We start from the raw sequence: 21083 nt of genomic DNA on the forward strand, positions 1-21083 counted from the left end.
GAGATTTGATATGGCCGGCGATCCCTCTAATCCGTTCAACGACAAATTGGCGCAGCTGAACGGCGTAACCTTCGATCTGGGCGATCTTGCGCAGGCAACCCCCGACGATGTGACACGGTCGGGAAATAACCTCGTGGCGTCAGGCTATTCGAGTACGATCAATCCAGGGACGCTGAATGTCGTAAATTATACCTACGTAGCCGGATTTGCCAACGGTGGCGACTATACGCCACCGGTATTCGGCATAATCACGTTCGACAATATCGAAGACACGTTCAATGGGGGGTTACAACAATATGCGATCATCGGGTTCTCGCCGGATGGCCTGATACTGTATCGGGTATTGTACAGAGATACGATGCAGTACAATACGATCGATAACATGGACACCCGCTACAACATTGCGATGTTGAGCGAGGATGGTTTCGGGCCGGGTGCTTTCACTTTCCCCGTGACCTTCGGCTATGACCCGAGCGTCTATCCGATCTGCTTTGCCGAGGGTACGCACATCCTCACCCCCTCGGGTCCGCGCGCGGTCGAGGAACTGGCCGCGGGCGAGGCGGTGCTGACCGCCGGGGGCGAAGCGCGGCCGGTCAAATGGATCGGCTGGATGACCGCGCGTCCCGCGCGCTATCCGCGCCCGGACGAAGTCAATCCAATCCGCGTCAAGGCACACGCCTTTGCGCCGAACGTTCCCGAGCGCGACGTGCGGCTGTCGCCGGGCCATGCCGTCCATGTCGAAGGCGTGCTCGTGCCCGTCGGCCACCTCGTCAACGGTGCGACGATCGTTCGGGAAGCGGTCGAATCGATCCGCTATTTCCACATCGAGCTTGAGACGCACGACGTCCTGCTCGCCGAAGGGCTGCCCTGCGAAAGCTATCTCGACGACGGCAATCGCGCGAGCTTCGCGAACTCGGGCGAAGCCGTGGTGCTGCACGGCCGGCTCGATCCGAAGAGCTGGGACGATGCCTGCGCGCCGATGGTCGCGGCGGGTCCACAACTCGTCGAGATCCAGCAGCGGCTTCATGCGCGCGCCGGAGAGCTCGGCTGGCTGCACAGCGAGGAGGCCGGCCTCTCGATCGTCGCGGACGGCGTCGAGATCGCGCCGCTCCATGTCGCGGCGAACCGCTATTGGTTCGCGATCCCCGCGGCGGCCGAAGTGACGCTGCGCTCGAATTGCGGCGTGCTGGCGCAACTCGTTCCCGGCCTCGCCGACCACCGCCAGCTGGGTGTGGCGGTGTCGCAACTGCGCATCGACGGCGAAGCGATCGCGCTCGATGCCGAAGCGTTCGGCAAGGGCTTCTACCCGACCGAGCGGCACGAGCATCTCGGCTGGCGCTGGAGCGATGGCGCGGCGACGCTCCAGCTCGAAGGGACTGCGCCGGTGCTGCTCGAAATCGAGCTCACCATGGTCGCCCCGTCGTGGATCAGCGCGGTGCCGACGCTCCGCATCGTGGCGTGATGGCTTGCAAAGGCCCGGCCCGCGGCCGGGCCTTTGCGTGCGAGGAGTTCTTCTTTGCTCGACCTGATTCAAAAGCCGGATGTCGCAGGCGGTCCAGCATGTCCCTGCGGGACCGGGCTCAGCCGGCAAAATTGCTGCGAGCTCGATCCCCGGCACGTCGAGATCGTCGCGCCCGAGCGGCACGCCGCGGCGCTGACTGCCCTGACGCGCGCTTATCATGACGGCGATCGCGATACGGCGCGGCGTCTCGCGATCGAAGTGCTCGAAATATCGCCCGGGCAGCGCGAGGCGCTCGGCGCGCTGTTCAATGTGCTCCGCGATGTCGGTCAGGTGCAAGCGGCCGCGGCTGCGATCAATCGGCTCGCGCGGCTGTTTCCCAACGACGCGACCATTCGCTCGATAGCCGCGGGCTTCTTCCTCCAGCGCAACGACATGCCGCATGCCCATGGCCATGGCCGGATGCTGTTGCGGCTCGCGCCGGAGGAGTCGGTGGCGCATTTCCTGATGGGCCGCATCTTTCTGGCGAGCGGCAAGGCGCAGGCTGCCGAGTTTCACCTCCAGTCGGCCGAGCATCTCGCCGCCCCCGACAAAAGGAACGCTCCCGACCTTCAGGCGGCGCGCGCCGCGGCATTGCGCGAACAGGGCAGGTTCGCAGAATCGCGGGCGATCTATGAGCGGATCTCCGGGGAGGGGCAGCTCAGCCTCCAGATCCTGCTCGACTGGGCGTCGCTCGAGGAAGCAGCGCGCGACTTCACCGCGGCTTTCGCATTGCTCGACCGCGCAGAGGCGATGCACTCCGGAAGCCCGCTGGTCGCCGTGCGGCGCGCCGGCCTGCATCGCCGCGTGCACGAGCCCGAACGGGCGCTCGATGCGCTCGACAAGTCCGCGAGCGAGGAGGAGCAGGCCGGGACGCTGCTGTCGAAAGGCCAGATTCTCGATTCGCTCGGCCGCTATGACGAGGCATTCGCCTGTTTCGATGCGTGCAAGGCGCGGATCCGCAAAGGCGGGGGGCGCTATCTCGCCGAGGAGGCAAACAAGCTCGTCGAAGGCCTCAAGGATTTCTTCACCGAAGGGCGGACCCGGCTGCTGCCGCGTGCCGCGGTTCGCGAAGCCAGCCCGCAGCCGATCTTCATCCTGGGCTTCCCGCGTTCGGGGACCACTTTGGTCGAGCAGACGCTGAACTCGCATCCGAACATCTCGGCGGGCGACGAGCTGCCGATCGTGAATTCGATCGCGCAGCGCGCCCAGCTTCTGCTGGGGAGCCCCGGCGCTTATCCCGTCGCGCTCAGCGAATTGTGGCTCGGCGATCGACGCGGGCATATCGACACGCTGCGCGACCTGTATCTCAACGAGGCGCACGAAATGGGCGCGGTCGCGCCCGGCAAAAGCTGGTTCACCGACAAGATGCCGCTCAATGAAACGCATCTCGGGCTGATCAGCCTGCTATTTCCGAAATCGCCGATCATTCATCTCGTCCGTCACCCGCTCGACGTGGTGCTCTCGGTCTTCTCGAACGCGCTCACCCACGGCTTCTACTGCGCCAGCGCGCTCGAGAGCGCCGCGACGCATTATGCGCTGATCGCGGACCTCATCGCGCATTATCGATCGGTAATGCCGCTCCAATATCACGCAGTGCGCTATGAGGATCTGGTGACCGATCAGGAGCGCGAAGTGCGGGCGATGCTCGACTTTATCGGCGAGCCGTTCGATCCGGCGGTGCTCGCATTTCACGAGAATGCCCGGCACGCCCGCACCGCCAGCTATGCGCAGGTGACCGAGAAGCTCTATACGCGCTCGCGCTTCCGCTATCGCAACTATCTCAGGCATCTCGAGCCCGTGATTCCGATCCTCGAGCCCGCGATCGAACGGCTCGGCTATTCGATCGAGCGCTAGCCGCGACGTTTCCGGCTACATGCCGGCGCGACCGGCGCAGGTCGAGTTCGAACCGCTCGAGTCGGACACGTAGAGGTTGTAGCCGCTGAACGTCTCGTGCAGCGCCGAGGCTTCGGCGGGATTGACGAGGAATGTCTGGCGGATAGCGTGCTGCCACGAAACCGAGGGAGGAAGCGACGGCGCCGGAGGGGAGGGTCGCCAGCAGCAATGCGTTGTTGAAGCGGATCTTCTCCCCTGTTGGTCTTGGTCTGGGTTCTCCTGTTTGCGAGTCCCGAGGATTCCGCTCGGCGTGGGCCCTTTCCGGTGGCAGCGCCGGAGACGAAAAAGGCGACCCCGGATTTCTCCGGGGCCGCCCCTTTCAGGCCAGGCGGCGATTAGATGCCGGCACGGCTGGTGCAGGTCGAGTTCGAACCGCTCGAGTCCGACACGTAGAGGTTGTAGCCGCCGAGCGTGCCGTTGACGCTCGAGACTTCGGCCGAGTTCACCAGGAAGGTCTGGCGAACCGCGTGCTGCCACGAAGCCGGAAGCGCGCCGATGTTCGAACGCGCGAGCAGGCCCGAGTTGTTGTACGTCGCGGCAACGCGGGTGAAGAGACCGGTGCGGTTGGCGCCGGCTGCGTCGAGCGTCGTGACATAGTCGGTGTTGAAGTTCAGGAAGTTGCGTATTGCCGCTGCGTTCGAACCGGTGCCGTCGGCGGCGTAGCAGGTATAGCCCAGATACTGGGTCGAGCCCGTGATCGGATAACCGTTGGTCGGGTTCGCGAGCCCGGTGCCGGTATAGATCACTTCGTACCAGGCGAGCGGGTTGTCGCGCGTGGCATTGCCGAACACGTTCGCGCCGCCGCCCTTGTAGGTCGGGATATGGACCTGGCGCGTATCGGCGACATTGTCGACCAGCGTGCCGCTGCTGTCCGACTGCGGCGGCAGGACCGTACCGAAGGCGGTGGTGGCGTTCGCCGCGCTCGGCATGAACCACGACCCCGAGGTGCCCCCCTTCAGTGCCGCTGCCTTCAGGCCGCCCGGCGCGCTCGGCGAGCCGTCGATATAATCGGCGCCGATATAGCCGATCTTGCCGTTGAGCTTGACGACTGCCTTCGAGGGCGAGGCATAGTCGGGCGCGAACTTGATCGCGCTGGCGACGCGGCCGCTGCCATCGGCGACGAGGAACCGGCCGCTGCCGTTGACGCCGATCGGATAGGAGGTCGCTGCCTTGCCGGCATTTTCGGCCGGTACGACGATGGCGGTGCCGTTGAAATATTCGGAACCGACCAGCGTTGCCGTGCCCGAGCCCGCTTCAGGCTGGGTGCTCGTGGTCTGCAGACCCGTGTCCGCGCGAACCGTGCCGAAGGTCGGACGGGTCGTCGCCGACTCGCCGCGGTTGTACGGCAGCGTCTCGGCGTTGCGCTTGTAGTTGTTGCTCGCGCCGGTTCCGCACTGCGCGGCAAGCGCGCGGGTGAAGATGTCTGTCGTGCCCGAGCGGTCGAGACGGCCGACGAGACGGACCGGAACGCCGTCCGTGCCCCAACGACCCGGATTCTCGGTGCCGTCATCGGCATCCATCAGGCTCACGCCGCCATTGTCGGTGGTGAAGCTGGCGTCCAGGAAGTTGGTGATGCTGCCGTTGAACACGCCGCAATAGGTCGCCTGGCTCATGCGCAGGCCGCCGGCGCCGATGACGTTGTTGAGGATGAGCTGCGGGAACTGGATGTTGAAGCTGTAGTCCGAACCCGTGGTGTCGTTGTGACCGTAGGTCGGGCTATAGGCGATCGCGACCGGGAGCACGAACTTCGGGAACATGACCGGCGCGCCGCCATTGGTCTGCGCGGCACCGCCCGTATAGGTGGTGAGATCGCCGTCGGTCACCGAGGAGTCGGCGAAAGCGAACTGGATCTTGGTCCAGGTGGCGAAGGGGTTCGGATTGGCCGCGCCGATCTGGAATGCGGCGGTCGAAGTGAGCGTGCCGGGGGCAACCCACGAGCTGCGACCGGTGCCCGAGCCCGAACCGATATAGCGGCCGAGGAAGCCCGGAAAGAGCGACTGGGTCGAGCAGTTGAAGACGCCCGACGGCGACGGCAGGTTGGTCGGCTCGGCGATCGTCGAGACGGTGCCGGCGGTGGTCGAGGTGCCGATCAGGCCGAGGCTCGAATTGCCGTCGACGCAGTTGAGCTCCTGGACGAGCACGCCTTGGATCGACGTAGCGCCGGTGCCGTGCACCGCGCGCTCGCCGTCATTGCTGGCCGTAACCTGTGCCTGGGCGAAGGACGAGGCGAGAGCGCTGGAGGCGACGGTCGCCAGAAACAGCGCGTTCTTGAAACGCTTCATGGGTCTTCTCCTGTTTGGAACATGCCTTAAGAAAGTCGATTCTTTCGAGTCACAGCTCTGCCATTCCCGAAAACAAGTTGTCGGGTCCGGTCGATTTATTGTTCTTAAGGTCACGTAAAGTCTGGGTAACCAATCCTGCGATCGGCGTCAGACCCTCGTTCTGCATTGTGGCGCATCGTGAATCATTTGGATGATATCGTGCCTATGCGCCGGTAAACTGTTTCATCATGTATCGATATTATCGAATGTGACTCGATATCGAACCGACAAATGAACAGTTACACCGCTTAGATGACAGAATTGTTATATGAATTTGTATGAAAGCGCGAACAAATACGTTAGATTAGTTCTTCATAAACGTAGAATTTATCTAACGGTAAGCTGAAAAATTCTAGAAGATAAATGCAATTTTATTGTAGCATTTTACGAATAAGACTGCCTCTAGGCGTCGAATTCAAATTCGCATACCCGATGGGCGCGCCGGGACCAGCAGGTGGTGCATGATCGACGATAGCATGGTGCCCGGGACAAATATTGAAGGTTCCTGTGACATAGTGCCAGGCGCGCCGGAGCCGGCGGAAGCACGCGCGACAGCGGAGCGCGCCCCCGGCCTGGCCTCGATGCTCGCCGCGCGGGGGCTGCTTCCCGAGGAAGGACTGCAGCGCGCCTTGCTGATCGAGCGCGAGTCGGGGGAGCGCCTCGACGCCGTCGTGACCCGGCTCGGGATGCTCTCGGAGGACCGGCTCGTCACCGAGCTGGCCAGCTTTTGCGGTCTTGCCGCGATCGGTGCCGAGGCCTTTCCCGCCACGCCGATCGAAGGTCCCGAACTCTCGCTCGCCTTTCTCCGCGATATCCGGGCGCTGCCGGTCGCGATCGACGCAGATGTGGTCCACATCGTCGTGTCGAACCCGTTCGATCCGTTCGTGGTGCAGGCCTTCGCCTTCATGTTCCAGCGGCAGGTGGAGCGGGTGGTGGGACGGGCCAGCGACATCGATGCGGCGATCGAGCGGCTCTATCATGGCCAGCGGGCGAGCGCCGACGCGGTGGAAGACGCCGTCGACGACGAAGATCTCGAGCGGCTGAAGGACCTGGTAAGCGACGCGCCGGTGATTCGCGCGGTCAATCGCCTGATCGCGAACGCGGTCGACCAGCGCGCCTCCGACATCCATATCGAGCCCGGCGACGACGGGCTGGCGATCCGCTTCCGGATCGATGGGATGCTGCGCGATGCGGGGCGGCTGCCGGTGGCAATGCGCGCGCCTCTGGTCTCGCGCATCAAGGTGATGGCGCGGCTCAACATCGCCGAGCGGCGGCTCCCACAGGACGGGCGGATGCGCATTTCGGTGCGCGGCCACGAGATCGACCTGCGCGTCGCCACGGCGCCGTCGATCCATGGCGAGAGCGTCGTGATGCGGATCCTCGACCGCTCGAAGCTCGCGCTCGATTTCGCCGCGCTCGGCTTCGACGCTGCGCTGACCGGGCGGCTGCGCGAGGCGATCACGCGCCCGCATGGAATCGTATTGGTCACTGGCCCGACCGGCAGCGGCAAGACCACCACGCTCTATGCCGCATTGTCCGAACTCAATGCGCCCGAACACAAGCTGCTCACGGTCGAGGACCCGATCGAGTACCGCCTCGACGGAGTCATCCAGACCCAGGTCAATCCGGCGATCGGCTTCACCTTCGGATCGGCGCTGCGTTCGTTCCTGCGCCAAGATCCCGACGTGATGATGGTCGGCGAGATCCGCGACACCGAGACGGCACAAATCGCAGTCCAGGCGGCGCTCACCGGGCACATGATCCTTTCGACGCTGCACACCAACACCGCGGCGGGCGCGGTCTCGCGGCTGCTCGACATGGACGTCGAGCCGTTCCTGCTCGGCTCGGTGCTGACCGGGGTGCTCGCGCAGCGGCTCGTGCGCCGGCTCTGCCCCGACTGCCGGACGCCGTACGATCCGCGCGAGGACGCGCCCGAGGCGCTGCGTCCGCTGCTCGAGGCCGAGGGTATCCACCGCCTCTATCATCCGGTCGGCTGCGTCCGGTGCGGCGGCAGCGGCTATTCGGGGCGAATCGCCCTGCTCGAATTCCTGCGAGTCGACGTGGCGGTGTCGCGTCTCATCCTGCGCCGCGCGGACACCCGCGAGATCCTCGCCGCCGCGGAGCAGGGCGGCATGCGCAGCCTCGCCGCGGACGGCGTGGCCAAGGCAGGCGAGGGGCTGACGACGATCGAGGAAGTCCTGCGCGTCGCGAGCGGGGACGGGTGATGGCGACGTGGCGCTATCGCGCGATCCGCCCTGACGGATCCGCGCTGACCGGACAGATGGACGCGTTGGACCGCGACGATGCGGTGGCGAATCTGCGGCGGAACGGCGCCATCCCGTTCGAGTTGGTCGTCGTTCCGCCGCGCGCGCCGGGGCGACCACGGCGTGCCGGCGCGAAGGCGCGGGCGGCCGCATGCACCTGTATCAGCGAGCTCGCAGTGCTGATCGATGCCGGACTCCAGCTCGATCGCGCGCTCGCGCTGGCGATCGAGAATGTCGAGGACAAGAGCGTCGCGGCCCATCTGGCCGACATATTGCGCGAGGTCCGCGAAGGGGCGCCCCTGTCGCGTGCGATGGCGCGCAAGCCCGATCTCTTCTCCGCCACCGCCATCGCGATGACCGAGGCCGGCGAGGCCAATGGAAGGCTCGGCGAGGCGCTGTCGCGGCTCGCGGCGACGCTGGAGCAGGACGCCGAGCTGCGTCGCCTGATCGGATCGTCGATGATCTATCCGATCGCCTTGCTGGTTATCGCGGTCGGCGTGGTGCTGCTCATGCTGCTGTTCGTCGTGCCGCAGTTCGAAAGCATGTTCGCCAGCGCCGCAGACCGGCTTCCCGCCGCGACCGTCGTGGTGATGACCGCCAGCCGCGGACTGCGCGACTATGGCCTCGCGATGCTGCTCGCGGTCGCGGTCGCCGGGTTCGTGGCGGCGATCGCGCTTCGCCGCCCCGCGGTCCGGCTCGCCCGCGATCGGATGGTGCTGGCGTTGCCGCTGCTCGGCGAGCTCGTCCGTCGGATCGACACCGCGCGGTTCGCGCGCACGCTCGGCGCGCTGATCGAAGGCGAAGTGGCCTTGCCCGCGGCGCTGGCATTGGCGCGCCGGACGATTTCCAATCAGGTGCTGGGGGAAACCATCGCGCGCGTCGCCGACGGCGTGAAGGAAGGCGGCGGGCTCACCGCGCCGCTCGCCGCATCGGGCGCGCTGCCGCGGCTCGCGATCGGCTTCCTGCGCACCGGCGAGGAGACCTCGCAGCTCGGCATGATGCTGGGCCGCCTCGCCGACGTGCTCGATCGCGACATCCGCACGCGGATCGAGCGGCTGATCGGCATCCTGACCCCCGTGATTACCGTAGTGCTGGGAACGACGGTCGCCGCGATCATCGCCTCGATCATGTCGGCGATTCTCGGATTCAACGATCTCGCGCTGACATCATGAGCAAAAGGGTGGACGGTCATGAAAACAAGGCACGGACGCGAAGCGGGCTTCACGCTGCTCGAACTGCTGGTGGTGCTCGCCATCCTCGGGCTGCTCGCGGCGATCGTCGGCCCGCAGGTGATGAAATATCTCGACAGCTCGAAATCGCAATCGGCGCGGGTGCAGGCGAAGAACGTCGCCGCGGCGCTTAACCTCTTCAAGCTCGACGCGACCCGCTATCCGACGCAGGAGGAAGGCGTCGCGGCGCTGGTCAAGCAGCCGCCCAACGTGCCCAACTGGAACGGCCCCTATCTGGCCGAGCAGTCGGCGATCGTCGATCCGTGGGGCCGCCCCTATCTGCTGCGGATCCCGGGCGAGCACGGCGAAGTGGATGTCTATTCGCTGGGCGCGGACGGGCAGCCGGGCGGGACCGGCGAGGCCCGCGATGTCGGCGATTATTGAGCGGCCGCGCCGCCATTCCGCCGCGCCGACCTGCGGATTCACGCTGGTCGAGCTCCTCGTGATCCTCGCTATCCTGTCGCTCATGGCCGGAATCGTCTTTCCCTCGGTTGAGAAGGCGATGCGGCGACAGAGCTTCGTCGATTCGGCGCGGCGGGTGGAGCTGGGCCTCCGTTCGGCGCGCGCCGCCGCGGTGGGGGGCGGGATGGCCGTCCGCTTCGTCGCGGCGCGTGACGGCCATGGCTTTCGCTACGCCGGTCGTGAAGACCGCCTGCCGGAGACGGCTACGATCGCGTTGCCGGACCGGGGCATCCAGTTCTTCGCCGATGGAAGCGCGATCGGCGGCCCCGTCGAGGTGTCGGACGGTCGCTTCAGCCAGCGGCTTTTCGTCGATGACGCGCTCGGCCTGATCGAGCGCGCGCGATGAGCAAAGACGCTTCCGGCTTCAGTCTGGTCGAGACGCTGGTCGCGCTCGCGGTGATCGCGGCGATGTCGGCGCTGCTGTTCGAAATGGTGAGCGCGAACGCGGGTTTCGCGCAGGCGACTGCAAAACGCCGCGAGGCCGTTCTTCTCGCCGAGTCGTTGCTCGCCGCGACGACCGCGCCCAGCGACTCGCATACCGTCGCCGACACCGGCAAAGCCCGTGGCTTCAACTGGCGGATCACCCGCGCCCGACGCGGCGGCGGCGCGCGCGACACTGGCATCCCGCTCGAAGAGGTACGTATCACCGTCACCGATGGGACGACGGGCCGAAGCCTCACCAGCGTTCAGACGCTTCGGCTCGCGCACTGAGCCATGCGCCCGCATGCTTCTCCCGTGAACCGTGCGAACGCGTCGGGGTTCACGCTGATCGAATTGCTCGTCGGGCTGGCGCTGATGGGAATGGCCGCGTCGATGCTTCTCGCGGTCCTGCGGATGGCGGGGCTGATCGCGTTGCATGAGCGGATGCGCGCCTCGGGCCTGGACGAAGTCATCGCCGCGCAGCGCACCTTGCGGATCGGGATAGAGCGGCTTCGGCCGGTGGCGCGCCTCGATACTGCGAGACCGGTGATCGAGTTCCGCGGAAATGAGGCGATGCTGAACTACATCGCGCCGCCACCCGATCGGCACGCGCCGCAAGCGCTCCAGCGTTTTCGGCTAATACGCACCGCCACGGGCGACCTGGTTCTCTATGCGGCGAGCACGCGCAAGTCGCGGATCGACCCGCGCGGCTACGATCTCACCGGCTGGACGCCGACGACACTGCTGCGGGACACGGCCAGTCTGTCGATCAGCTACCGCGGCGTCCCCATCACTGGCGGCGAGCGCGCCTGGCTGAACCGTTGGTGGGACCGGACAAGCCCGCCTGAGCTGATCCGTATCCGGGTCGAATTCGCCGCGGGCGACCGGCGCCAATGGCCCGATCTGCTGATCCGGCCGCACGTGGCGACCACCACCTGTTTCGTCGACCAGGTGACCGGCGGATGCGGAGCGGAGCAATGAACGCGCGGGTGCTTCTCGATGCGGACATGCAGACGATGGGTCGATGGCTGCTTCAGGGCTGGCGCTGGTGGGCCGACGAGATTCGCGGGTTGCTGCCCGCCCGATTGCCAGGGGCGCGCGCAGGCAACACGGCTAGGTTCGCAATGGAGCAGGGCGCGCTCGTCGCGCTTGCGGGCGGCAGAAGCCGCGCCCGCGCGGCACCGAAGCCGGGAACGCGCGGGACGATCGTGATCCCGCCCGCCGATTGCCTGATACGATCGATCACGCGGCCGGCGATCGGCGAACGCGATTTGCGGCGCATGGTCGCATTCGAGGCCGATGCGCTGCTGCCGATCCCAGCGGGTTCGGCGCTGGTGGCGGCGCGGGTCGCGGGCAGCGCGGAAGCGGGCAAGATCCGGATCCAGGTCGCGGGGCTGCCGATCGACAAAGCCCGCGCGATCGCCGGCGTCGCAACCGCTGCCGGACTGGTTCCGGCGGCCGTGGTGATTGAGGAAGAGGATCGCCGCGCGCCGCCGCTCGACTTCGCGCCGGCGATGCGCGAGGCCGGCCTGCTCGCGACCCGGCGGAGCGCCACCACCCTGCTATGGGGGCTGGTCGCGGTCCTGCTGTTGCTCAACCTGACCCTGTGGGTGTGGCGCGATGCCGCGCGGGTGGCGCGGTTCGAACGGCTCGTCGCGGAGCAGCAGCCCGCAGTCGCCGTCGCGCAGAAGATCGCGCGTCGCGGCGAGCAGGACCAGCGTCTCATCGCGCGGTCGCTGACGTTGCGGCGCGTGCACGATCCGTTGCGCGTCCTCGCCGCGGTCGGCGACGCGCTGCCGCAAGGCGCATGGCTCCAGCGCTTCGTCTGGGACGGCGAGACGGTTCGCCTCGCGGGCTATCGCCCGGCCAGGGCCGATGTCGCGACGGCGCTGCGCCGCTCCGGCCGCTTCTCTGACGTGCGCAACATGGGGCAGGAGACTCAGGCGACGATGCCGACCGGCGATCCTTTCGATCTTGCCGCAAGGGTCGGGCGTTGATCCGCCCCGTTTCCGCCCGCGAGCGGCGCCTGATCGCGCTGCTGATCCTCACCGCGCTGATCGCGGCCGGCTATTTCCTGATCGTCGCGCCGGTCGTGGCGGGCTTCCAGTCGCGGGCCGAGCGGTTCGACCGGCTCGCACTGACTTATACGCACAATCTTCGCACCATCGCCACGATCCCGCGGCTGCGCCGCGAGGCCGAACTGCGGCGCGCGGCCAGCGTCTCTTTCGTCGCGGCCGCAGGGAATGCCGAGGCGGGACGCGAATGGCTCAAGGACCGGTTGCAACGCGCGGTCGACAGCGCCGGCGGCGCGTTCCGCGAAGGCAGCGATGCCGAAGCGTCTCCGGGCTGGGCGCGGGCGCGCGCCTCGGCGCGGATGACGCTGCCGCAGCTCGCTGCCGCGCTGGCACATCTGCAGAATCAGCCGCCTTGGCTCATCGTCGAGACCGTCAGCATCACTGCCGGCAATGTGATCGTCCCCGGTCAAGCCCCCAGCATGGACATGGAAATTGAAGCTTCGATCCCGCTTCGCCCTGCCGCCGCTCGATAGGTCGTCGGTGCTGCCGCTGGTACTCGCGGCGCTGCTCTGTGCGGCGCTGGCGTTCCAGACGCTCGTCGGCGGCGCGTTCGACCTGCCGGTGGCGGGGCCGGTGCGGGGAGGCGCGCCGGCGGGTCTCGCCGCGACCCGGCCGTCACCAATGGTCGTCGACCCGGCGATCGGTGCGCGATCGATGTTCACGCCGATCCTCATGCCGCCCAAGGAAAGCGCCGCGGCGCAGACGCTGCTCGGCAGCTATGCCGTGGTCGGCGCCATCCGGATCGGACGCGCCGGCTATGCGATCGCCCAAGGACCCGATGGTCGGACGTTCCGCGCGGGACCCGGGGCGAGGATCGGCGAATGGCAGGTCCGCGGCGTGAGCCAGGAAGAGGTCCGGCTGGCACGCGCCGGCGAGCGCATGACCGTGCGCTTCGGCCCGTCGGGTCCGGTCACCACAGCAGCGGGCAATGGGAGTCAGTGATGGGTGCGCGTACCAAGCTTCGAGCGGGCGTGGCGGGAATGGCGCTCGCGGTCGCCGGCTGTGCCGGCAATCCGCCGCCCCGGCCCATCGCCGTCCCCGAGACGCCGGCGATCGTGCGCGAGGCGGAGCGCGCTGCGCCGCTGGTGCGCTCGACGATCGTCGGCGGCGAGAGCCCGCCACCGGCGGCGCCCGTGCCGCCGCGGCAGAGCGCGACGCCGGGCGATATCGGGATAAACCTGCCGCGGGCCGATGTCCGCACGGTTGCGGCTTCGGTACAGCAGATCACCGGAATCGCCGTCGAGGTCGAGGCGGGGGTCAGTGGGCAGGTCTCGCTCGTCACCCCGGGAAATGTCGCGCGATCGGAGATCATCCCGCTGTTCGAGACCGCGCTGCGCGCCGCCAACCTCGCGCTTGCGCCGGTGGGCAATGGCTATGTCGTGCGGACGGTGACTGCCGCCCAGGCCCCGGTCGCTCCTGACGCGGTCGGCTTCGGCACCCAAGTGGTTTCGCTGGAGTTCATCAATGCCGAGGAAGTGAAGAAGGTGCTCGACGGCGCGCTTCCGGGCGTCGTCACTGCAGTCGACGCGGCGGGCAACCGCATCACCATCGCCGGGACGACCGGCCAGCGCGCGAGCGCACGCGACCTGGTCAAGCAATTCGACGTCAACTGGCTGCGCAATATGAGCTTCGCATTGTTCGTGCCCGAACGCACCGATGCGCGGCTGATCGTCCCCGAGCTCGAAAAGCTGATTAATGCCGCCGATGCGCCGACGCGCGGCCTCGTCCGGTTGATCGCGATGGAGCGATTGAACGGCATCCTCGCAGTGAGCGCCCAGCGCCAATATCTCGACGATGTCCGTCGGTGGATCGAGGTGCTCGACCGCGAAGGCGAGAGCGCCGAGCGCCGGATTTTCGTCTATCGCGTCCAGAACGGCCGCGCACGCGATCTGGCGGGCACGCTCAACCGCGCGTTCGGCAATGGCGGCGGCGGCGATGACACGGGGAACGAAGACCCCTTCGCCGCCAACGACCAGCCCGCGGCCCGCACTGCTTCGCCCGCGCCGAAGCCGGGCGCCAATGCCGCACAGCCGGGAAGCGGCGCCGCGAATGCCGCGCCCGATGCCGGCGGTCGCGAGAGTCCCGCCACGGGCGGCAAGATCACTGCGGACGACGTCAACAACGCAGTCGTCGTCTACGGCACTCCGCGCGACTATGCGACGATCGAGGATGCGCTGCGCAAGCTCGACGTGCCTCCCGTTCAGGTGATGATCGAAGCGGCGATCACCGAAGTGACCCTGACCGACACCCTGCGCTACGGGGTCCAGTGGAACTGGCTGACCGGAGACAGCAATTTCCGCGTCACCGACGGGGCTGCCATGCCCACCGGGCCGACCCAGGCGGGCTTCTCCTATTTTCTCGCCGGGAGCAGCATCTCGGTCGCGCTCAACGCGCTCGAGCAGCGGACCAACATCAAGGTGGTGTCTGCCCCCAAATTGGTCACGCTCAACAACCAGACCGCGGCGCTGCAGGTCGGCGACCAGGTGCCGGTGTCATCGGGAAGCGCGGTCAGCGTCGACAATCCCAACGCGCCGATCGTCAATTCGATCGACTATCGCGACACCGGCGTGATCCTCAAGGTCACGCCCCGGGTGAATGCCGGGGGGCTCGTCCTGCTCGACATTTCGCAGGAAGTGAGCGACGTCAACGTCAACGCGCCCAATGCGAGCGGCGACAGGACTCCGGCATCCCCGACCATCTCGACGCGGCGGATCTCGACTTCGGTCGCGGTGCAGGACGGTCAGGTCATCGCGCTGGGCGGGCTGTTCCGAGAGTCGAAGAGCCTCGGCAAGAACGGCATTCCGATCCTGTCGCGGATCCCGGTCATCGGCGGGCTGTTCGGCAGCCACAACAATGTCCAGAACCGCACCGAACTGATCGTGTTGCTCAAGCCTCACGTGATCCGCACACCCGACGACGGCCGCGCGGTCACCGAGGAACTGCGCGCCAAGCTGCGCACGCTCGAGCCGTTCCGCACCGAGGGGCGGATCCCATGACCCCGCGCGGCGAGGAGGGTTATGCGCTGGTGGCGGCGGTAGCGAGCATCGCCGTGTTCGCGACGATCGCGCTCGCCGTGCTCAGCGCAACCCGGATGGGGATCGAGGATGCCGGGGCCGAGCAGGCGCGGATGCAGGCCGTCGCCGCCGCCGATGCGGGGGTCGCGTTCGCGCTCAGCCGCCTGCTGGCCGACGACGCGTCGCAGCGCTGGGCCGCGGACGGCCGGATCCGTTCGATGCGCTTCGCCGGCGCGGGCCTGCGGATCGCCCTCCGCGACGAGCGCGGCAAGGTTCCGCTGGGCCTGCTCGACGAACCGCAGGCGACCACTTTGCTCGAACGCGCCGGCCTTGAGGGCGAACGGCTGTTGATCGCGCGCGATTCGCTGCTCGACTGGATCGACGACGACACGATCAAACGCCCCTTCGGCGCCGAGGAGTCTTATTACCGATCCGTGGGCCTGTTCCCCGCCGATGGCCGGTTCGCTTCCATCGACGAACTCGCGCTTGTCCGCGGGCTGGACGCCGACACCGTCGCGCGCATCCGTCCCTATGTCACGACCTGGACGCTGCGCAGCGGCTTCGACGCGCAATATGCCGACCCCCGTGCACTCGCGGTCATGGACACCGGCGGCGAGGGCGGGCCGGCCGCGATCGAGCGGGCACGCGAGCTTGCTGGCCAGACCACCGCGCTGTCGTTCGCCAGTGCGCCGACGCTCGTCGACCGGCCGATCTCGATCGAGGCGGTCGCCAGCCTGCCCGGTGGCGGGCGGGCCGTGCGCACTCTGGTGGTCGAGCTCACCGGGGTTGCCGATCGGCCCTATGTCGTGCGGGCGTATGAGTGACGGCGGCAATTGGCGGAAAGTTTTGCCGAACCGAGGGCGGCGGCGTGTCTGGATAAGGGAAGCAAGGGAGCGGAAGCGGTGGCCGGTTCGAATTCTCTCTTGAAGGTCCAATATGCCCAGATGCAGGCGCTGCTGGAGCGCGGCGCGACCTTTCTCGGCAAGGGCAAGGCGGCCAATGCGTTGCGGGCGTTCGACGACGCCATCGCGATCAATCCCGGCAGCGCCGAGGCATTCTGCTGCCGCGGCAATGCCCTCGCCGATCTGGGCCAGCTGGCGGAGGCGGTCGCGAGCTATGACCGTGCGATCGCCCTCGATCCGCGGCTGTCGGAGGCGCATGATTTCCGGGGCGCCGCGTTCGCCCTCGCGGGAGAGTTCGAGCTGGCGCTGCAGAGCGTCGAGCGCGCGCTGCTGATCGCCCCCGACAATTTCAACGCGCGCAACAATCGCGCGAATCTGCTACGCGAGGTTGGCCGGTTCGACGAGGCGCTGGCCGAATTCGACCTGCTCATCGCGCGCGAGCCGGCCTTCGCCGCCGCATACAGCATGCGCGCGCGGACGCTCGCGGCGCTGAGCCGTCACGAAGAGGCGTTGCACAGCTTCGAGAAGACGCTCGCGCTCGATCCGCACAACGCCGAGGCGCTGTGCAATCGGGGGACCGCGCTGAACTTCCTCGATCGCCCCGAGGAAGCGGTCGAAGCATTCGAGCAGGCGCTCGCGCTCGATCCCGGACATGCCGAGATTCTGGGTAATCTTGGCGCCGCGCTCGCCCGCGTCGGCCGGCTGGACGCGGCGGAAAGCTGCTTTCGTCGCTGTCTCGCGGGCGAGCCCGGCCACGTCGACGCATTGCTTGGGCTCGCCGGCCTGATTTCCCGGCGTCGAGGCTTCGATGAGGCGGGGCGGGTGTATCAGCGGGTGCTGACGATCGACGTCAACAATGTCGCCGCGCTCCGGGGCTTGGCCGGGGCGCTGGAAGAGCTCGGGCAGCATCGGAGCGCACTGATATGCTATGATCATCTCCTGTCGGTCGCCCCGGACAATGCGGCGGCGCATCAGAAACGCGGCTTTCTGCTGGTTTCGCGCACCCATCACGCGGAGGCGCTCCTGTCCTTCGATCGGGCGAAAGCGCTCGACCCCGCGCTCGAGCATTCGGCGGTGCGGCTGCACGCGGCAATGCACCTTTCGAAATGGGAAGATTTCGACGCGCAGCTGGACGCCGTCCGGCACGCGGCGGCTGCGGGGGATCCGGGGGCGATGCCCTTTCCGGTGCTGGCGCTCGCCGATGATCCGGCGCTCCAGCACCGATGCGCGCAAATCCTTGCCGACAGCCATCAGCAGATCCCCGCGACGCCCCTCTCCGGCCGCTATCCGCGTCACGAGCGGATCCGGCTCGGCTATTTCTCGGCCGATTTCCATCATCATGCGACGATGCAGCTCTTCGCCGAGACGCTCGAGGCGCATGACCGGGATCGTTTCGAGCTCGCGGCATTCTGGTTCGGCGAGGATATGGGCGATCAATGGCGGTCGCGGGCAAAGGGCGCGTTCGACACGTTCGTCGACGTTCGGCTCAAGGACGATGCGGCGGCCGCGCAGATTGCGCGCGACATGGAGATCGACATCGCCATCGACCTCAAGGGCTATACCCAGAATTGCCGATTCGGCATCTTTGCCGAGCGTGCCGCGCCGATCCAGGTGAGCTATCTCGGCTATCCCGGCACCTCTGGCGCGGCGGCGATCGACTATCTCTTCGCCGACGAGGTGCTGATCCGTCCGGATGCGCGGAACGCGATATCCGAGAAGATCGTGTATCTCCCCGCATCCTATCAGGCCAATGCCAGCCTCAAGCCGGTTTCGCGGCTGGCCACGCGGCAGGCCGTCGGGCTGCCGGAGCAGGGTTTCGTGTTTTGCTGTTTCAACCAGAACTACAAGATCACCCCCGACATCTTCGCATGCTGGATGTCGATCCTGCGCCGGGCGGAAGCGAGCGTGCTGTGGCTCTGGGTGAACCACGAACCCGCGCGGCAGAATCTCGCCCGCAACGCGGCCGAACTCGGCGTGGATCCGGCGCGGATCGTCTTTGCCGGGAGCGAGCCCACCGAGCGCCATCTCGACCGGCTGCAGCTCGCCGATCTCTTCCTCGATACCTTGCCGTGCAACGCCCACACCACCGCCAGCGACGCGCTGCGCGTCGGTTTGCCGATCCTCACCTGCCCGGGGCGGAGCTTCGCCGCGCGGGTGGCGGCGAGCCTGCTCACGGCCCTGGACCTGCGCGAACTCGTAGCGGACGATCTCGCCGAATATGAGGCGCTTGCCGTCGCGCTTGCGCACGACCCCGCGCGGCTCGCGGCGATCCGCGCGCGGCTGATCGGAGGCCGCTTGCGATCGACGCTGTTCGAGCCGCCGGCAATGGCGCGTAAGCTCGAGGCCGCTTATTCGGCGATCTATGCGCGCCACCACGCGGGCGAGGCTCCTGACGACATCCGCATCACGGCGTGATCGACGCGCGTCAGGATCCCACAGGCTGGAGAATGGGCGCGGGGACTGGCGGAGCCAGCCCCCAGGGCGCGAAAGCGGGCGCGGGCGCCGTGACGGGTGCAGGCACGGCGGCCTGGCCCGCGTTCGGCGCGAAACCGGATACCGGCCGGCCGGCGAGCACCGCTATCGCCGTGCCTCGACGCCGATAGAAGATATGCGCGCCGATCTTGGTGACGCGCTCGAGGCTCGGCGCCCAATAAGGCGACACATAATCGGCGTGATAGTTCAACGCATCGCCGACCAATGGCGGCAGTCGTCCGTCGATCACCTCGCCGGCAATCTTGCGCGACTGGGCCATGACTCTTTCGGGAAGGATGCGCCGCATCGATCCGTCGCAGGTGAAAGTGAACTGGCACCCCGTCTTCAGCGTCGAGCCGGCAAAGACGACCCCGCACACCGATTTTGGGAAAGAGGGATGCCGCGCGCGGTTCAGCACGACTTCGCCGACCGCCTGCTGGCCTTCGGCGCTCTCGAACCCCGCTTCATAGGCGATGGCCAGCGTCAGGCACTCGACTGCCCGGGTCCGGTCCTCGACCGGCCGGGGCAGGGTGGATTGCGCTCGGGTGGGGAGGGCGGCCGAAGGACCGGCGACAAGGGCGGCCAGGCCGATCATTCGAAGCCGATTCGTTCCGCTTTTCTTGCGACACGCCTCGCGCGGGAAGGTCTGCGGCGGGCGTTCGAGTCGATTGTCGCCCACGCTACCCTGCCGCCCGATCGCACGCCGCTCGCGGAAGCCCTCCGCAAGCGCCTGTCGTGGATCGGATTGACGCGCGATCTCGGCCGTTCTCACGTTCATTCCCGGAATTACCAATAAAGACGGACGACTTGCGTGAACATCTCAAAAATTATGATGATATATACAAGTTACGCTGCGATGACCTGAGCTGTAACCTCTCTGTAAAATCGACGTGTCAAGTTTTGATGGCGGATATATCTACGAAGACGGCGACGGCGTCGAATCGACTTCCCGATAATTTGTCAATTATTGGTACAAAATGCGATCCAGGCGGGGTTCAGTGCCCTGCCTCTATCTAAAACGGAGCCATTTGGATGATTGCCAAGATCGCCCTCGCCGGACTGGTTTCCGCGCTGGGCCTATCCACCTTCGCCTGGTTCCAGTCCGCGCCCGAAACGTCGATGCCGGCGAAGCCTGCGGCGGACCGGTCCTCTCCCGCCCCTTCGGAGCGGACCCAAGCCGCGCCGAGAATCTCCATGCTTCCGACACGCTTGCTCGAGTGCCGGCTCGGAAGGATCACCAACTTCGATCCCTCGCGCGAACAAGCGCCATCCGAGTTCAAATATGAGGGCAGCCACCCGTTCGCATTGTTGCTCCCGTCGATTCCGGTGCGCACGACGGAGCCTCCGCGCTCGACCTTGCCCCCCGAGCCGGTCGATCCGCGCACGCGTATCGTCGCGGATCCTGACGGGATTTCGGCGGGTGCCGCGGGACGGCCGTTCGAACGCGTCGTCGATTATTGGCCGGAGCGCGTCGAAATGACCACGCCGATCGGAGGAGGGGCGGTGAACATGATCATCCTTCAGCCATCGGAGGCGCAGCCGGGACTGGTCGACATGTTCATGACCAAGGCTACCGATGCGGTCACCTGGGACCTCGATGCGCTGTATTCCGGGCGCTGCAAATTGGCATCGGGCGGGGCCGCGGCGGGGGCCGCGCGCTGACGCAAATCCGGACACCAGGATTCGTCCGGCGTCCCCGCCGAGAAAAGGTATAGTTTCCATATCTACAAGAAAGTGGATGTGCGATCCTGCAAGATGGCCGCTCTTCAGCAATTCCTATAGGAAATTCGGCAAAATAAACTTCGGGGGCAGCCCGGGGTTTACTCTCGGGTATCTAAAAACACTGATCGTCTCGACTATTGAGCGTCCCGACTTCGTCGTTGCGTAAATAATCGATAGGGGCTCTGCCAGAATCGCGCGGCCGATGTGTCTAACAAATAGGAGAGTGCTCAGGCCCTTGATGCGAGGGCGCCGGGGGAGACCTCTGGCAACGCTTGTGTGCGGCCGATAGCTTTCCTGAGTCCGACCCTGCGCCAGGGAGACAGCGATGGACGAGTATATGCCGATCGCGGATGCCGCGGCCGTTGGTCAGGAGAGTTCCGCTTCGTTCGAGCACCATTTGATGCTCGACGGCAGACTGGAGGCGCTGCCGGATCGCCCGCGTCCACGGGCGCGGGCCCATCTGGCACCGTGGCAGGTCAAACTCGCGCGCGACATGATGCTGACCCAGATGGCCGGGCGCCTCGCCCTGACCGACGTCGCCAGCCGGCTCAACATGTCGGTCAGCCATTTCATCAAGGCTTTTCGCGAGACCGAAGGCGTCGCGCCGTATCATTGGTACATGCAGCGCCGGATCGCGCAGGCGATGACCTTGCTCCTCGACGACACGATGCCGCTCTCCAAAGTCGCCGACGAATGCGGTTTCGCGGATCAGAGCCACTTCACCAAGGCGTTCACGCGGCTGCTCGGGGTTTCGCCCGGCCGCTGGCGCCGCAGCGTGCGAAGCGGCTATCCGGGCTTCGGCGGATAA

At 66.7% G+C, this 21083-nt stretch carries 18 protein-coding genes; 16 read left to right on the top strand and 2 right to left on the bottom strand.

All coding sequences use genetic code 11. The features are described from left to right. Positions 1–10: 10 nt before the first annotated feature. Entirely contained in the window at positions 11–1462 is a 1452-nt protein-coding gene (locus tag CVN68_RS21545; protein ID WP_100284011.1) for a Hint domain-containing protein, read from the top strand. 54 nt (positions 1463–1516) lie between these two features. Next, the gene (locus CVN68_RS21550; RefSeq protein ID WP_100284012.1) at positions 1517–3355 is read left to right on the top strand and encodes a tetratricopeptide repeat-containing sulfotransferase family protein; all 1839 of its coding nucleotides are present in this window, start codon (positions 1517–1519) and stop codon (positions 3353–3355) included. A 374-nt stretch (positions 3356–3729) separates the two neighbouring features. On the opposite strand, the gene CVN68_RS21555 is transcribed toward CVN68_RS21550, so the two are convergent. Continuing rightward, positions 3730–5676 carry a type 2 periplasmic-binding domain-containing protein gene (locus tag CVN68_RS21555; protein ID WP_100284013.1) on the bottom strand — a complete coding sequence of 649 codons (1947 nt, stop codon included), beginning with the start codon at positions 5674–5676 and terminating at the stop codon, positions 3730–3732. A gap of 554 nt (positions 5677–6230) precedes the next feature. On the opposite strand from CVN68_RS21555, the gene CVN68_RS21560 reads away from it, so the two are divergent. From CVN68_RS21560 to CVN68_RS21615, 12 genes are all read left to right on the top strand, one after another. After that, the gene (locus CVN68_RS21560; RefSeq protein WP_233503474.1) at positions 6231–7940 is read left to right on the top strand and encodes a GspE/PulE family protein; all 1710 of its coding nucleotides are present in this window, start codon (positions 6231–6233) and stop codon (positions 7938–7940) included. Further along, positions 7940–9151, top strand: coding sequence for a type II secretion system F family protein (locus CVN68_RS21565; protein ID WP_100284014.1), 1212 nt, complete (start codon positions 7940–7942; stop codon positions 9149–9151). Before CVN68_RS21560 ends, CVN68_RS21565 begins: the two co-directional genes overlap by 1 nt. A gap of 18 nt (positions 9152–9169) precedes the next feature. Further along, on the top strand, positions 9170–9592 hold the full coding sequence (gene gspG, locus CVN68_RS21570) for a type II secretion system major pseudopilin GspG (RefSeq protein WP_100284015.1): 423 nt from the start codon (positions 9170–9172) through the stop codon (positions 9590–9592). Beyond that, the gene (locus CVN68_RS21575) at positions 9576–10016 is read left to right on the top strand and encodes a pilus assembly FimT family protein (protein WP_158299015.1); all 441 of its coding nucleotides are present in this window, start codon (positions 9576–9578) and stop codon (positions 10014–10016) included. Before gspG ends, CVN68_RS21575 begins: the two co-directional genes overlap by 17 nt. Further along, on the top strand, positions 10013–10381 hold the full coding sequence (locus CVN68_RS21580; RefSeq protein WP_100284017.1) for a type II secretion system protein: 369 nt from the start codon (positions 10013–10015) through the stop codon (positions 10379–10381). Before CVN68_RS21575 ends, CVN68_RS21580 begins: the two co-directional genes overlap by 4 nt. Before the next feature lie 24 nt (positions 10382–10405). Next, positions 10406–11071, top strand: coding sequence for a prepilin-type N-terminal cleavage/methylation domain-containing protein (locus CVN68_RS21585; protein ID WP_158299016.1), 666 nt, complete (start codon positions 10406–10408; stop codon positions 11069–11071). After that, on the top strand, positions 11068–12087 hold the full coding sequence (locus CVN68_RS21590) for a PilN domain-containing protein (protein ID WP_100284019.1): 1020 nt from the start codon (positions 11068–11070) through the stop codon (positions 12085–12087). Before CVN68_RS21585 ends, CVN68_RS21590 begins: the two co-directional genes overlap by 4 nt. Beyond that, complete coding sequence (gspM, locus tag CVN68_RS21595; protein WP_100284020.1) at positions 12084–12638, top strand: type II secretion system protein GspM; 555 nt, start codon at positions 12084–12086, stop codon at positions 12636–12638. The genes CVN68_RS21590 and gspM overlap by 4 nt, the downstream gene beginning before the upstream one ends. Beyond that, on the top strand, positions 12598–13107 hold the full coding sequence (locus CVN68_RS21600) for a hypothetical protein (protein WP_233503475.1): 510 nt from the start codon (positions 12598–12600) through the stop codon (positions 13105–13107). Before gspM ends, CVN68_RS21600 begins: the two co-directional genes overlap by 41 nt. Continuing rightward, entirely contained in the window at positions 13107–15161 is a 2055-nt protein-coding gene (gene gspD / locus CVN68_RS21605; protein WP_158299017.1) for a type II secretion system secretin GspD, read from the top strand. Before CVN68_RS21600 ends, gspD begins: the two co-directional genes overlap by 1 nt. Further along, positions 15158–16003 carry a type II secretion system minor pseudopilin gene (locus CVN68_RS21610; protein WP_100284023.1) on the top strand — a complete coding sequence of 282 codons (846 nt, stop codon included), beginning with the start codon at positions 15158–15160 and terminating at the stop codon, positions 16001–16003. The genes gspD and CVN68_RS21610 overlap by 4 nt, the downstream gene beginning before the upstream one ends. A 78-nt stretch (positions 16004–16081) precedes the next feature. Beyond that, the gene (locus tag CVN68_RS21615; protein WP_158299018.1) at positions 16082–18496 is read left to right on the top strand and encodes a tetratricopeptide repeat protein; all 2415 of its coding nucleotides are present in this window, start codon (positions 16082–16084) and stop codon (positions 18494–18496) included. A gap of 10 nt (positions 18497–18506) precedes the next feature. Here CVN68_RS21615 and CVN68_RS21620 read toward each other — a convergent pair whose 3' ends face one another. After that, entirely contained in the window at positions 18507–19331 is an 825-nt protein-coding gene (locus tag CVN68_RS21620) for a cell wall hydrolase (RefSeq protein ID WP_100284025.1), read from the bottom strand. A 254-nt stretch (positions 19332–19585) separates the two neighbouring features. On the opposite strand from CVN68_RS21620, the gene CVN68_RS21630 reads away from it, so the two are divergent. Together CVN68_RS21630 and CVN68_RS21635 are read left to right on the top strand one after the other, a co-directional pair. Beyond that, positions 19586–20215: a hypothetical protein gene (locus CVN68_RS21630; RefSeq protein ID WP_158299019.1), complete on the top strand. Its 630-nt coding sequence runs from the start codon at positions 19586–19588 to the stop codon at positions 20213–20215. 385 nt (positions 20216–20600) lie between these two features. Further along, positions 20601–21083: a helix-turn-helix transcriptional regulator gene (locus tag CVN68_RS21635; protein WP_100284028.1), complete on the top strand. Its 483-nt coding sequence runs from the start codon at positions 20601–20603 to the stop codon at positions 21081–21083.

The organism is Sphingomonas psychrotolerans (assembly GCF_002796605.1).
GTDB classification, from domain to species: domain Bacteria; phylum Pseudomonadota; class Alphaproteobacteria; order Sphingomonadales; family Sphingomonadaceae; genus Sphingomonas; species Sphingomonas psychrotolerans.